12 protein-coding genes and 2 pseudogenes are annotated in these 13,825 nt (G+C 63.3%); 1 reads left to right on the top strand and 13 read right to left on the bottom strand.

Features of this window, described 5'->3' with window-relative positions; genetic code table 11:
* Positions 1-36: 36 nt before the first annotated feature.
* The 11 genes and pseudogenes from PQV96_RS08315 to PQV96_RS08365 all read right to left on the bottom strand — a co-directional run bounded on the left by PQV96_RS08315 (position 37) and on the right by PQV96_RS08365 (position 9,947).
* Positions 37-900 (bottom strand): LOG family protein, encoded by an 864-nt coding sequence (locus PQV96_RS08315; RefSeq protein ID WP_207374024.1) that lies wholly within the window; start codon positions 898-900, stop codon positions 37-39.
* Positions 901-993: 93 nt separating this feature from the next.
* Entirely contained in the window at positions 994-1,377 is a 384-nt protein-coding gene (gene crcB / locus PQV96_RS08320) for a fluoride efflux transporter CrcB (protein WP_273624974.1), read from the bottom strand.
* Positions 1,378-1,462: 85 nt separating this feature from the next.
* Complete coding sequence (mnhG, locus tag PQV96_RS08325) at positions 1,463-1,843, bottom strand: monovalent cation/H(+) antiporter subunit G (protein ID WP_066784356.1); 381 nt, start codon at positions 1,841-1,843, stop codon at positions 1,463-1,465.
* Entirely contained in the window at positions 1,840-2,118 is a 279-nt protein-coding gene (locus PQV96_RS08330) for a K+/H+ antiporter subunit F (RefSeq protein ID WP_044398599.1), read from the bottom strand. The genes mnhG and PQV96_RS08330 overlap by 4 nt, the downstream gene beginning before the upstream one ends.
* On the bottom strand, positions 2,115-2,606 hold the full coding sequence (locus PQV96_RS08335; RefSeq protein ID WP_044398692.1) for a Na+/H+ antiporter subunit E: 492 nt from the start codon (positions 2,604-2,606) through the stop codon (positions 2,115-2,117). Before PQV96_RS08335 ends, PQV96_RS08330 begins: the two co-directional genes overlap by 4 nt.
* Positions 2,607-2,611: 5 nt before the next feature.
* On the bottom strand, positions 2,612-4,330 hold the full coding sequence (locus PQV96_RS08340) for a monovalent cation/H+ antiporter subunit D (protein WP_273624975.1): 1,719 nt from the start codon (positions 4,328-4,330) through the stop codon (positions 2,612-2,614).
* 131 nt (positions 4,331-4,461) lie between these two features.
* Positions 4,462-4,809 (bottom strand): annotated as a pseudogene (locus tag PQV96_RS08345) (Na+/H+ antiporter subunit C); the annotation flags it as partial.
* Positions 4,809-7,829 (bottom strand): annotated as a pseudogene (locus PQV96_RS08350) (monovalent cation/H+ antiporter subunit A). The pseudogenes PQV96_RS08350 and PQV96_RS08345, both read right to left, overlap by 1 nt.
* A gap of 190 nt (positions 7,830-8,019) precedes the next feature.
* Positions 8,020-8,427, bottom strand: a complete 408-nt coding sequence (locus tag PQV96_RS08355) for a ComEA family DNA-binding protein (RefSeq protein WP_142080987.1) — start codon at positions 8,425-8,427, stop codon at positions 8,020-8,022.
* Between the two features lie 52 nt (positions 8,428-8,479).
* Entirely contained in the window at positions 8,480-9,637 is a 1,158-nt protein-coding gene (gene lapB / locus PQV96_RS08360) for a lipopolysaccharide assembly protein LapB (protein ID WP_142080985.1), read from the bottom strand.
* Entirely contained in the window at positions 9,627-9,947 is a 321-nt protein-coding gene (locus PQV96_RS08365) for a LapA family protein (protein ID WP_066696217.1), read from the bottom strand. Before PQV96_RS08365 ends, lapB begins: the two co-directional genes overlap by 11 nt.
* A gap of 359 nt (positions 9,948-10,306) precedes the next feature.
* Here PQV96_RS08365 and PQV96_RS08370 point away from each other — a divergent pair, with 359 nt between their 5' ends.
* Entirely contained in the window at positions 10,307-11,356 is a 1,050-nt protein-coding gene (locus PQV96_RS08370) for an IS110 family RNA-guided transposase (RefSeq protein ID WP_027814485.1), read from the top strand.
* A gap of 288 nt (positions 11,357-11,644) precedes the next feature.
* On the opposite strand, the gene PQV96_RS08375 is transcribed toward PQV96_RS08370, so the two are convergent.
* Positions 11,645-11,950 carry an integration host factor subunit beta gene (locus PQV96_RS08375; RefSeq protein WP_474794345.1) on the bottom strand — a complete coding sequence of 102 codons (306 nt, stop codon included), beginning with the start codon at positions 11,948-11,950 and terminating at the stop codon, positions 11,645-11,647.
* A 140-nt stretch (positions 11,951-12,090) separates the two neighbouring features.
* The gene (gene rpsA, locus PQV96_RS08380; protein WP_142080983.1) at positions 12,091-13,776 is read right to left on the bottom strand and encodes a 30S ribosomal protein S1; all 1,686 of its coding nucleotides are present in this window, start codon (positions 13,774-13,776) and stop codon (positions 12,091-12,093) included.
* Positions 13,777-13,825 lie beyond the last annotated feature (49 nt).

Raw genomic sequence — 13,825 nt, forward strand, 5'->3', positions numbered from 1 at the left:
GCGGTGCCGGGTGGGCCAGTGATAGTCAACAGGCTTTTACAGCCCGTAAAACCCCTTGATGAAATCCCAGGCTTCTTGCGGGTCATCGGTATAGAGGAAGAGGCCCAGGTCTTGGGGCGAGATCGTGCCTTCTTCGACCAAGGCCTCGAAGTTGATGAGCTTCTTCCAGAAGGCAGTGCCAAACAGCACGATGGGCACCGGTTTGGCTTTGCCGGTTTGCACCAGCGTGAGCACTTCAAACAACTCGTCGAGCGTGCCAAAACCGCCGGGGAAGGCCACCAGCGCTTTGGCGCGCATCATGAAGTGCATCTTGCGCAGCGCGAAGTAGTGGAACTTGAAGGACAGCGACGGCGTGATGTACGGGTTGCCGTTTTGCTCATGGGGCAGGGCGATGTTCAGGCCCACGTTCATGGCGCCCGTGTCGTGCGCGCCGCGGTTGGCCGCTTCCATGATGCCGGGACCGCCGCCGGTGCAGATGTACAGGCGTTCGGCTTCAGGCTTGCCATTGCTGTATTGCGCCACCAGGCGTGAGAACTGGCGGGCCAGGTCGTAATGGCGGGCGTTGCGCACGTCGCGCTTGGCCAGTGCGATGCGGGCTGCGTCGCCGCTGGCCTCGGCTTCGGCCAAGCGCTGCTGGGCTGTCTCCGGGTCTACAAACCGGGCGCTGCCGAACACCACTACGGTGCTTTCAATGCCTGCTTCGGCCTGCCCCAGGTCGGGCTTGAGCATTTCGAGCTGGAAACGGATGCCGCGCGTTTCCCGGCGGAAGAGAAATTCAGGGTCAGCAAAAGCAATGCGATAGGCGTCGGCTTGCAGCGGGTTTCCGTTGGTGGTGTGTGCGTGCAGCTCGGCCCAGGCATCGGCCAGGCGGCGTTCGTTGAGTTGGGTGTTGGCTTCCATGGTTTTGGCGTCGGATAGGGTCACAAAAGGAATGGCGAGTGCTTTGGCGCGCGGCCTGTTTTGATAGTGAAAAGTGGCGTCAAGGCAGGTGTATCAAGCGCGATCTGCTATCAAGAATGTAGCGTTGTGCAGCCCGACGATGGTGAGCAGCAGTGAGCCCAGCAAGTGAGCAGCGGCGGTGCCCAGGGCCAGCAGGTAGCGCTGCTGTTGCAGCATGCCCACCACTTCGGCAGAAAAGCTGGAGAAGGTGGTGAGCGCGCCCAGAAAGCCGGTGACCAGCGCCAGGCGCCAGGCCGGGTCCAGCTGGGGCAGGGCCTGGAACACGGCCACACACACACCCATGAGGTAACCCCCGATGAGGTTGGCCGCCAAGGTGCCCCAGGGGATCAACCCGCCGGGGCTGAGCCACAACCCCAGGCGCCAGCGGGCCAGAGCACCCAGGCTGGCACCAATGCAAATGGCAAGGGGAGCGATCATGGCGCGATTCTAGTGCGCAAGCGAGGGTGGATTCAGCACAATTTCGGGCTGCAAGCTCGTCCATCAAGCGCAAGGCGCTATCAAATCAGGAGCTTTTGCGGGGGCTACCGGTCGGGGCGCTGAGGTTGGGGGGCACGTTGTCATTGGCCTGCCGCGCACGAAACAGCGCCGCGCGCATCAGAAAAATCGTGCTCACCGGCACGGTGATGGACACGAAGGCGGCAATCAGCAGGGCGTGCAGCGCCAGCTCGCCGCTTTCCATCGAAAAGTACAGCACCGAACCCCACACAATGCACCAGCAGGCCAGCGTCGAGATGATGGCCGGTGCGTGCACCCGCTCGAAGAAGGTGGGCAGGCGCAGCAGGCCGATGGTGCCCAGCAGCGCCAACCCGGCGCCCAGCAGCACCAGCGCCGCCACCAGCCATTCGGCCCACAGGGGCAGGGCAGTCACGGCAGCGGGGCTCATTCGATCACCTCGCCACGCAGCAGAAATTTGGCCATGGCCATGGTGCTCACAAAACTCAGCAGCGCCAGCAGCAGGGCGGCTTCAAAGTAGTTCTTGCTGCTGTAGTGCAGGCCCAGCACCAGCATGAGCAACATGCCGTTGAGCGCCATGCAGTCCAGCGCCAGCACGCGGTCTTGGGCCGAGGGGCCTTTGAGCATGCGCAGCAGCGCGCAACCCATGGCCAGCGCCAGCATGATGAGGGCCAGCGGCAGGGCCCATTGCAGCACGGGGGTCATTCAAAAATCTCCATGAGGGGGCGTTCGTAGCGCTGTTTGACATGGGCGATGACGGCCTCGGGGTCGTCCACCTCCAGCACATGCAGCAGCAGGGCGCTGCGGTCCAGCGCCAGCTCTGCCCAGGCCGTGCCTGGGGTGATGCAGACAATCATGGCCAGCGTTGCCAGGGCGTTGGGGTCGCGCATCTCCAGGGGAATGCGCACGAAACCCGCCGGGTGCTTTCGGGAGCTGGGCCGCAGCAGCAGCCGCACCACGGCCATGTTGGACTGGGTGGTATCAACCACCACCGTGCAGGCCAGCTTGAACGCAGCCCAAGGGCTGTGGATGTGCACTGGCAGCGGGCGCAAACCGGCCGTGAGGCGGGGAATGGCCAGGGCCAGCAGCGTACCAAGCAGGATGTGCCCTGCACTCATCGAACGGTTGAGCAGCAGCCACAGCACCAGCAGCGCGATAGACAGCACGGGCGTGGGCAAGAGGGCGTGGACGATGCGTTTCATGGCCTGGTTTCTTGCTGCGACCCTGCGGGTGCGGCCGTGGGGTTGGGAACGGGCTGGGCAGACATGACGGCACGGATGTAACCCGCCGGTGCATGCAGCGCGTTGGCGGTGGCCTCGGTGTAGCGCAGCACGGGCCCGGCCTTCCAGGCCAGCGCTGCACACATCAGCACCAGCAGGGCCACTGGCAGGCCTTCCATCACCAGCAGCTTGGGTGCAGCGCGGTCGTGTGCTGACCAGAAATGCAACACACCCACCCGTGTGAGCGCCACCAGGGCGAACAGACCCGACACCAGCATCAACCCCACCATGACCCAGCTGCTCATGGCCAGCGGGGCACCCGCCGTGCCCAGGCCCAGCGGGTTGAGCAGGGCGTGGATGAGCGCAAATTTGCCGATGAAGCCCGACAGCGGCGGCAGCCCCGCGACCACCAGCGTGCAGGTGATGAAGGCCAGCCCCAGAAACGCTGCCGCAGCAGGAATGACCTCGCCGATCACTTCCTGTTCATCGTCGTCCAGCGGCGCAGAGGCGCTGTGCACCAGGTCGGCCGAGAGGAAGGGGGCATCGTCCTTGCGCTCATAGGGCGCCACGCTGAAGCCGTCATTGCGCCAGCGCTCAATCAGGTCGGTGAGCAGGAACAGCGCACTCACGGCCACGGTGGAGCTCAGCAGGTAGTACAGCAGGCCCCCGGTGAGCTGGTTGTGGCCCATGCCCACGGCCGCCAGCAGCGTGCCCGATGAACTGATGGCGGCAAAGCCCGCCAGGTGCCCCAGCCGCTGCGAGCCCAGCATGCCCACCGCGCCAAATGCCATGGTCACCATGCCGCCGCCCACCAGCCAGGCACTGCCGAACTGGGCCGAGGGGCCGGCGTCGGGGCTGAACAGCAAGGTCCACAGGCGCAGGATGACGTACACGCCCACCTTGGTCATCAGCGCAAACAGTGCGCCTACGGGGGCGGTGGCGGCGCTGTAGGCGGGCACCAGCCAGAAGTTGAGCGGCCACAGGGCTGCCTTGATGAGAAAGGCCACGCCCAGAATGGCGCAGGCAGCGTGCAGCAGACCGCGGTCGGTGCTGGCCACGCCGGCGATGCTTTGGGCAAGGTCTGCCATGTTGAGCGTGCCGGTGATGCCGTACAGCATGGACGCGCCAATCAGGAACAGCGAAGACGCCGCGAGGTTGATGGCGATGTAGTGCAGGCCCGCAGACACGCGCGGGCGGCCCGATCCGTGCAGCAGCAGGCCGTACGAAGCGGCCAGCATGATCTCGAAAAACACGAACAGGTTGAACAGATCTGCCGTGAGAAACGCCCCGGCCAGCCCCATCAGCTGTAGCTGGAACAGGGGATGAAAATGCACACCGGCCCGGTGCCAGCGTGCGCTGGCGTAGGCGGCTGCGGCCAGTGCCACGCTGTAGCACAGCACCAGCATCATGGCCGAGAGCCTGTCCAGCGCCAGCACAATGCCAAAGGGCGCCGGCCAGTTGCCCGGCAGGTAGATGCCCAGGCTGCCCGGCATGCCCGGTTGCTTGGCCTGCAGCAGCAACAGCACCGTGACCAGCAGCCCGAGCGCGGTGGAGCCCAGGTTGAGAGCCACCTTGCTGCGCTGCTGCTCTTCGCGCAGCAACAGCATCAGCCCCGCCGTCAGCAGTGGCAGCACGATGGGAACCAAGATGAGGTGCGGCATCCAGTGCGAGGCCACAAAAGAGAGGATGGCGTTCATGGCTGGCGCCCTCCGGGGCTGGCTAGCCCGGAAGGAGAGGGCTGCGCCGTGCCTTGTCCTTGCCCCTCTGGGGTGGAGCGAGGAAGGGCGTCGTGGTAAGAGTCCTGGTAGGAGTCATGCCAGTCGCCTGCATCTTCGGCGTGTGTGCCATCCACATGGTCGGTGCCCGCCAGGCCGCGCGAGGCCAGCAAGACCACCAGGAAAAGGGCCGTCATGGCGAAACCGATGACGATGGCCGTGAGGGCCAGCGCCTGGGGCATGGGGTCGGCATAGTGCGCCAGGTCTTGCGGCAGGCCGGGCTGCAGCACAGGTTCCTTGCCAATGGCCAGACCCAGCCGCCCCATGCTGAAGATGAACAAATTGACCGCGTAGGACAGCAGCGCCAGGCCCATGATGACCTGGAAGGTGCGCGGGCGCAGCAGCAGCCAGACACCCGAACCAGTGAGTACCCCGATGGCCAGGGCCAAAACCATTTCCATCATTGGCCTCCTTGGGGATGGTTTGTGAAGGGTGCGCGGGCCGCTGTGGGCGCAACCGGTGAATCCATCGGTGGAACTGTTGTTGTACTTGTGGATGCAGCTTCGGCGGCCTCGGCTTCGTCTGCCTGCACGCGCGCGTGGAATCGGTGGCTGCGCACCGATTGGTGGGCAATGGCCGTGAGGATGAGCAGGGTGGAACCCACCACCAGTGTGAACACGCCGATGTCAAAGAACAAGGCGCTGGCGATGAGCACCTCGCCCACCCACGGCCAGTGGAAGTGGGCGGTGTGGCTGGTCAGGAACGGATAACCAAACCACCAGGAGCCCAGCCCTGTGGCCAGTGCCACGAGCATGCCCGCGCCGACCCAGCGGCGGGGATAGAGCGCCAGATGGGCCTCCACCCAGGTGGTGCCCGAGACGATGTATTGCAGCAGCAGCGCCACCGAAAACACGAGCCCGGCCACAAAGCCGCCGCCGGGCTCATTGTGTCCGCGCATGAACAGGTAAACCGCCACCAAGGTGGCAAAGGGCAGCAGCAGCCGCACCAGCACAGCGGGTACGGTCAGATAGCCCACGGCGGTGTCGGCGGTCTGGCGCGGGTTGGCCAGGTCGGTGGCCACATCCGGCGGCAGGGCGCGCTGTTGCGGGGGCAAGTCCATGACTTCGCGCGCGGGCCGGAAGCGCCGCAGCAGGGCGTACACCGTGAGGGCCACGATGCCCAGCACGACAATTTCTCCGAAGGTGTCGAAGCCCCGGAAGTCCACCAGCATCACGTTGACCACGTTGGTGCCCCCGCCCTCGCTCAGTGCCCGCTCCAGGAAGAAGGTGGAAGTGCTTTCAGGGAAGGGGCGGCTCATCATGGCCAGCGCCAGCACCGTCATGCCCCCGCCGGCCGCTATGGCCAGGGCCATGTCACGCCAGCGGCGCAGCAGGGTGCGTCGCTCCTGCGCCTGTGAGGAGGGGCGCAGATTTTCGTCACGCTTCGGTAACCAGCGCAGTCCCAGCAGGATCAGGATGGTGGTGACCACCTCCACCACGATCTGTGTGAGGGCCAGGTCGGGCGCAGAGAACTACAGGAACGTGATGCACACGCAAAGCCCCGCAGCCCCGGCCAGCGTCAGGGCCGCCAGGCGGTGGTATTTGGCCTGCCATGCAGCCGCCACGGCGCAGGCACCGCCAATCACCCACAACACCGCAAAGACGGGTGAGAGTGGCAGGCCAGCGCGGTCGCCAATGTGCAGGCCGCGCAACCAAAGCGGCCAGCTGCTGGCCACCACGGCGGCAGCAACCAGCCACAGCATCTGCCACTGCAGCCGCTTGGTGGACAGGGCGCGGCGGCCATTGCGCCCGCCCAGGCTCAGGCGCGCCAGCGCACCCGCAAACAGGCGTTCGCCGTCAATCCGGTGCATCAGCGGTGGGGCGTCCAGCGTGCCTTTGGCGCGTTGCCAACGCAACAGGGCATACAGCACGATTCCGCCTGCCAGTGCCACCAGGCTCATCACCAGCGGCATGTTCACCCCATGCCAGATCGCCAGGCTGTATTCAGGCAAGTCGCCGCCCACCACGGGCCGTGCTGCCGCTGCCAGGAAGGCGCCAACCGACCATGCGGGCAGCGTGCCCACAATCACGCACACCAGTACCAGCAGTTCCACGGGTACGCGCATCCAGTGCGGGGGCTCGTGGGGCGTGAGGGGAAGATCGGTGGCGCGTGGGCCCCAAAACACGTCTACCGTGAAACGCAGTGAATAGGCCACGCTGAACATGCCCGCCACCGTGGCGGCCACGGGCAGCAACCACTGCAACCAGGGGGTGGCGTCTACCAGCACGGCTTCGGCAAAGAACATCTCTTTGGACAAAAAGCCGTTGAGCAGCGGCACCCCCGCCATGGCGGCACTGGCCACCATGGCCAGCGTGGCGGTGATGGGCATCATGCTGCGCAGGCCCGACAGGCGACGGATATCGCGCGTACCGGTTTCATGGTCAATGATGCCCACGGCCATGAACAGCGACGCCTTGAAGGTGGCGTGGTTCATGATGTGGAACACGGCGGCCACGGCGGCCAACGGGCTGTTCAGGCCCAGCAGCAGGGTGATGAGGCCCAGGTGGGAGATGGTCGAATAGGCGAGCAGCCCTTTGAGGTCGTTCTGGAACATGGCCGCATAGCCGCCAATCAGCAAGGTGCACAAGCCCGCACCGCCCACCAGCCAGAACCAGGGCTCGGTGCCGCTGAGCACCGGCCACAGCCGTGCCAGCAAAAAAACCCCCGCCTTGACCATGGTGGCCGAGTGCAGGTACGCCGACACGGGGGTGGGCGCAGCCATCGCACGCGGCAGCCAGAAGTGAAAGGGGAACTGCGCGCTCTTGGTGAGTGCGCCCATCAGGATCAACACCAGCGCCGTGAGGTACAGCGGATGCGCCTGGATTTTGGCGGCCGAGGCCAGCACTGTGTCCAGGTCATAGCTGCCCACGATATGGCCGAGCACCAGCATCCCCGCCAGCATGCACAGCCCGCCCGTGCCGGTGACCGTGAGCGCCATGCGGGCGCCTCGCCTGGCGTCTTTGCGGTGGTGCCAATACCCGATCAGCAGAAACGAGAACAGGCTGGTCAGTTCCCAGAACAGTGCGATCTGGATCAGGTTGCCCGACAGCACCACGCCCACCATGGAGCCCATGAAGGCAAGGAAGAACGAGAAGAAGCGCGGCACCGGGTCGGCCGCCGACATGTAGTAGCGCGCATAGAGCACCACCAGGCTGCCCACCCCCAGAACCAGCAAGCAGAACATCCAGGCAAACCCGTCCAGTCGCAGCGTCAGGTTCAACCCCAGCTGGGGAATCCATTCAATGTGCTGAATCAGCACGCCGCCATTGGCAATGTCTGGAAAGTACAGAGCCGCCTGGATGGCGCAAAACACCGCGACGAGACCCGCCAAGGTGGACTCGGTGTTCCGCGCGTTGGTCGGCAGGACGGCCGCCAGCAGGCTGCCAATGAATGGGAGGAGTACGAGGGTGGTCAAAGACATGTGCGGCCCATTCTAGAAGGTAGGCATTCGCACTGAAAAAATAGGGCGGTATGGGCTTGGGCTATTGCTCCGCCCGAGCAGACAGGGCACTGCGAAGCTGCGTGCACCGCGTCGCACGCACCCTCTCGTAACCCCCGCGGAAAGGATCGAGGGTTTCTTTTGACTCAGTAAGGGCTGCTACGCCCTGAGTTCAGGGCTTGGGCTGCGCAGCAGGTTGCTGGCTTGCAGGCTCGGCGGCCTGACTTGCGGGCGAAGCACTTTTGGTTGGTGTCTGCCGTGGTGCCGTGCCTTCTTTGTTCTTGGCTTTGGCTTGTGCCCTGGCCCAGGCTGCCGCGTTGAAGCGTTTGCCTTGCACGGTCAGCCCGCCTGCCGAGAACTTGGTTGCAGTCTTGTCGCCAATACCTTTGACGCGCTCAATCAAGTCAGCCCAGTCTTTGAACTCGCCCTTCTCGCGTTCGGCCAGGATCCGCTGGGACAAGCCCGGGCCAATGCCATTGACGCCGTCCAGGTCTGCCTCGGTGGCCTGGTTCACATCCACGGCAGCAAAGGCCGCGGCAGCAAAAAAGAAAGCAACGCAAAAGAAGAGTTTTTTGAGCATGGTGATCGGCCTGAAAACGAAAACTGACAAGGAGCGTGCTGGTACGCCGGGCTCAGAGTTCTTCCACCCGGCGTGCGGGGTAGCTGTCCCAAGTCTGGCAACCGGGGCATTGCCAGAAATGCTGGCGGGCTTCAAAACCACAGGCGGCGCAGCGGTAGCGAGTCAGGGGCTTCACCGCGTGTTCCAGAGCGCGCTGGATCTGTGGGTGGAATTCTTCATGTTCCAGCTTCTCTGCCGACAGCCATTTGGCCGCCGCGACCAGCGAGCGCTCCTTGTCCAGGTGCTGCACATACCTCACCCGCGCGGTGGCTTGGGTGGCGTCATTGGCGGCTTCCATGGCCACGATGCTTTCCAGAACATCCAGGCTGGGCGATTGCTCGTAGTGTGCTACCAGCCGTGCATGCACTTCGGCTTGGCGGCCAGTGGCGTTGCCGGCCTCTACCAGCAGCGGGGCGGCCAAGGGCAGGGCGGCGGGGGCCCGTTCGCCCAGCGTCTGCAGGGTGGCCAGCACGGCATCGGGCTGGCCCATCAATTGCTGTAGCCGTGCCAACTCAATGCGGGCCCGGGCAGCGTCGGGCGCAGCCGCAATGGCTTGTTCAAGCAGCGCCTTCGCGCCTGCGCGATCACCTTGCACGCTCAGCGCCAGGGCTTGCTCGCAGAGGTAATGGGCTTGTCGGGTGCTGAAGTCACCCTGGTCTGCCGCATGCATTTTTTGAGCAATGCTGGCTGCGTGCGACCAGTCGCGTGAACGTTCGTAAATGGCCAGCAAGGCAAGCCGTGCCTGGGCCTCGAAGGGCGTCCCCTCCAGGCGGTTGAGGGCGTCCTCGGCGCGGTCGAGCAAGCCGGCCTTCAGAAAATCAAGGGCCAGGGCATGCTGGGCTCGTTCCCTGTCGGCCGGTGTCAGGTCGCCACGCGAGAGCAGGTGCTCGTGCACCCGCACCGCCCGGTCGTACTCGCCACGGCGGCGAAACAGGTTGCCCAGCGCAAAGTGAAGTTCCGAGGTGTCGGGGTCGTTCTGCACGGCCTCGATGAAGGCATCGATGGCCTGGTCCTGCTGCTCGTTCAGCAGAAAGTTCAGGCCCTTGAAGTAGGCCTTGGGGGCTCTGCGGTTTTCTGCACGCAGCTGGCGCAGATCAAACCGCGAGGCCAGCCAGCCCAGCACAAAGGCCAGGGGCAGCCCCAGCAGCATCCAGGTTGCATCAAATTCCATGAACAGGCGGGTAGTCGTTAGGTGCAGGGGGAACTGCTGGAGCAGACGCTGTGGTCTGCGCAGGGGGCGTGGTTGCCGCCGTTTGCTGCGCCTTCAGCGCGATGTTGCGATGCCGCCACCAGCGCGGCACCATGCCCAGCACCCCGGTGACCAGTCCTGCCGCAAAAGCGGTCAGCACCACCAACACCAGTGGCGCCCGCCATTGCGTGCCAAAGAAGAAGTGAACGGTGGCGTCTTGCTGGTTGTTCAGCGCAAACGCAAACAGGGTAAAGAAAATGGCCGCTTTCAGCAGCCACAGCAGGTATTTCATGGTGTCCCCGGTGGTGCGGAGATTCTACGTGCAGCGCCTGGGCTGACTGCCTTGACCGCCTCAGCGTTATTTCGAGCGCTGTGGAGAGGTAGGAATGCTCGAAATTCAATAGAAATGGCCTGTAGCGCCCGTGAATAAAGCGCGAGGTGCTATGAATTTTGATGCTGTTTGTGTGCCATGCAGTGGCATGGGGATGGAGTGCCGTATCTGTCGCGCTTTACCGGACTGCCCGTACCGCGTGTGGTTTTCGCAGCGCTGATCTTTGAACCAATGGGATGGACGCCCCCACCCTAAACGGCATCGAAAGTGCCACAGTGGAGATGTCAGTTTTTCCACCTCAACGAGCAGGAGCGTCCACCATGAAGATTACAACCATTGGCATCGATTTGGCCAAGAATGTGTTCCAGGTCCACGGCGTGGATGAGCACGGCAAAGCCGTGTTCAACAAGCCGCTCAAGCGCGAACAGATGGCTGCCTTCTTCGTGAACCTGCCGCCCTGCCTGATTGGCATGGAAGCCTGCGGCAGCGCCCACCACTGGGCGCGCAAGCTTCAGGGCATGGGCCACACCGTGCGCCTGATGGCACCCCAGTTCGTCAAGCCCTACGTCAAGACCAACAAGAACGATGCAGCCGATGCGGCTGCCATCTGCGAAGCCGTCACCCGCCCGAGCATGCGCTTCGTACCGATCAAGAACGTGGAGCAGCAAGGCGTGCTGGCCCTGCACCGGGTGCGCCAGGGCTTTGTCAAGGCCCGCACTGCACAGGCCAACCAGATCCGGGGCCTGCTGGCCGAGTTTGGGGTGATCGTTCCCCAAGGCATAGGCCACATTACCCAACGGGTGCCAATGCTCATTGAGGATGCAGCCAACGAGTTGCCCGGCGTGTTTAGACTGTTGATACAACGTCTGCTCGAGCACCTCAAGGAGCTTGACTGCCAGGTGCAGGAGCTGGAGGCACAAATCGTGGCCTGGCACCGCCAAAGCGACTTGAGTCGCAAACTCGGGCAGATCCCCGGCATTGGCCCCATCACGGCCTGCGCATTGGTGGCATCTCTGGGGGATGCAAAGAACTTCAAGGATGGCAGGCAGGTGGCAGCCTGGCTAGGGCTGGTGCCACGCCAACACTCCAGCGGGGGCAAACAAAACCTGCTGGGTATCAGCAAACGGGGCGACACGTATTTGCGCACCTTGCTGATTCACGGAGCGCGCTCGGTGATCTATCACGCCCAGAAAAAAGACCAGCACCAAGGCCAGGGCAGCGCGCAGTGTGGCTGGCTCAATGGTGTGCTGCAGCGGCGCAACAAGAACGTAGCGGCGGTGGCGCTGGCCAACAAGAATGCCCGCATCGTGTGGGCGTTGCTCGCGCATGACAGGAGCTACGAGCCGGGCTACGTACGAGAGTCGGTCTGAGCAACTAGCGCCGGCACGACAAGAACGAGGAGCGGGAGAAAACCAACCGATTGCTCAAGCAATCATGAAGTGATGGCAAGACAGGTCAGACCGTGGTGGATGAAATCCGATAAGAACGTGGCACTTGGAGTGCGTTGAACCGATAGGACCTCCACCAGCGATTCCCATCAGGGACCGTGGCTCGCGCCACAACAAGTCCGGATATACGGGTGCAATCTTTACCTTCTTGGCAGCAGTGAGTGAGGGCTTGGCTTATTCGGGGCGTCCATATAAGGTTCTTGGGGCTGCTCAAGGTTGCACGTCGAGGGGCTGGGTGCGCCGGTCTACCGCTTCGCGCAGGGCTTTGCCTGGCTTGAAGTGGGGTACGCGCTTTTCAGGGATCGCCACGGCTTCGCCGCTGCGTGGATTGCGGCCCATGCGAGGAGGGCGGTGATTGACGGAAAAACTGCCAAAGCCCCGAATCTCGATCCGATGGCCTTTGACCAAGGCTTCGCCCACGGCGTCCAGGATGGTCTTGACGGCGAATTCAGCGTCCTTGTGCGTGAGTTGGCCAAAGCGGGCGGCCAGTTCTTCGACGAGGTCAGAGCGGGTCATGGAGTCTTGGGGCATCGCGTTATCCAATGAGAACGGGCGCATAAGAAACCCACCACGCCGGGAAATTTGAGGTTTCCCGAGCGGCGGGCACTTGTGCGCCCGATGTTGCCAGCTGGCCGGTTACCCGGCCAGAAGCGGCTTTACTTTTCCGAATTGTCCAGCTTCGCGCGCAGCAGGGCGCCCAGGCTGGTCGTGCCGGCGCTTTCGCGGCTCGATTGCTGGCTCAGGCTGGCCATGGCTTCTTGCTGGTCAGCTTGGTCCTTGGCCTTGATCGACAGCTGGATGTTGCGGGTCTTGCGATCCACGTTCACCACCACGGCTGTGACTTCGTCGCCTTCCTTCAGCACATTGCGGGCATCTTCCACGCGGTCGCGGGAGATTTCCGAAGCGCGCAGGTAGCCGACGATGTCGTCGCCCAGGTCGATTTCAGCGCCACGGGCGTCCACGGTCTTGACCTTGCCGGTCACCGTTTGGCCCTTGTCGTTCACGGTCACGAAGGTCGTGAATGGGTCGCCGTCGAGCTGCTTGATGCCCAGGGAGATACGCTCGCGGTCCACGTCCACGGCCAGCACGATCGCCTCGACTTCCTGGCCCTTCTTGTAGTTGCGAACAGCGGCTTCGCCGGGCTCGTTCCAGGACAGGTCGGACAGGTGCACCAGACCGTCGATGCCGGCAGCCAGACCCACGAACACGCCGAAGTCGGTGATGGACTTGATCGGGCCCTTCACGCGGTCACCGCGCTTGGTTTCCTGAGCAAACTCTTGCCATGGGTTGGCCTTGCACTGCTTCATGCCCAGGCTGATACGGCGCTTGTCTTCGTCGATTTCCAGAACCATGACTTCGACTTCGTCGCCCAGCGAAACCAGCTTGGCGGGAGCGATGTTCTTGTTGGTCCAGTCCATTTCAGACACGTGCACCAGGCCTTCGATGCCGGGTTCGAGTTCGACGAACGCGCCGTAGTCGGCAATGTTCGTGATCTTGCCGAACAGGCGAGTGCCTTGTGGGTAGCGGCGGTTCACGCCCATCCATGGGTCGTCGCCCATTTGCTTCAGGCCCAGGGACACGCGGTTCTTTTCGGTGTCGAACTTCAGGATCTTGGCAGTGATTTCCTGACCAGCGGTCACCACTTCGGATGGGTGACGCACGCGACGCCATGCCATGTCGGTGATGTGCAGCAGGCCGTCGATGCCGCCCAGGTCCACGAACGCACCGTATTCGGTGATGTTCTTGACCACGCCTTGAACGATGGAGCCTTCTTTCAGGGTTTCCATCAGCTTGGCGCGTTCTTCGCCCATGGAAGCTTCCACCACAGCGCGGCGGCTCAGCACCACGTTGTTGCGCTTGCGGTCCAGCTTGATGACCTTGAATTCCATGGTCTTGTTTTCGTACGGCGTCAGATCCTTGATCGGACGTGTATCGATCAGCGAACCGGGCAGGAATGCGCGGATGCCGTTGACCAGAACGGTCAGACCGCCCTTGACCTTGCCGCTGGTCGTGCCAGTGACGAATTCGCCGGATTCCAGGGCCTTTTCCAGGCTCATCCAGGAAGCCAGACGCTTGGCGGTGTCACGCGACAGGATGGTGTCGCCGTAACCGTTTTCGATGGAGCCGATGGCCACCGAAACGAAGTCACCGACTTGGACTTCAACTTCGCCCTTGTCGTTCTTGAACTCTTCCAGCGGCACGTAGGCTTCGGACTTGAGGCCAGCGTTCACGACCACGAAGTTGTGCTCAACGCGCACGACTTCAGCGGTGATGACTTCGCCTGGGCGCATTTCCGTACGCTGCAAGGATTCTTCAAAAAGGGCGGCAAAAGATTCGGACATGTGTTTCCTTGCCACAAACAGGATTCCGGTAGCACCATTGCTACCGTTT

It is taken from the genome of Acidovorax temperans (genome assembly GCF_028596105.1).
Taxonomy (GTDB): Bacteria; Pseudomonadota; Gammaproteobacteria; order Burkholderiales; family Burkholderiaceae_C; genus Acidovorax; species Acidovorax temperans.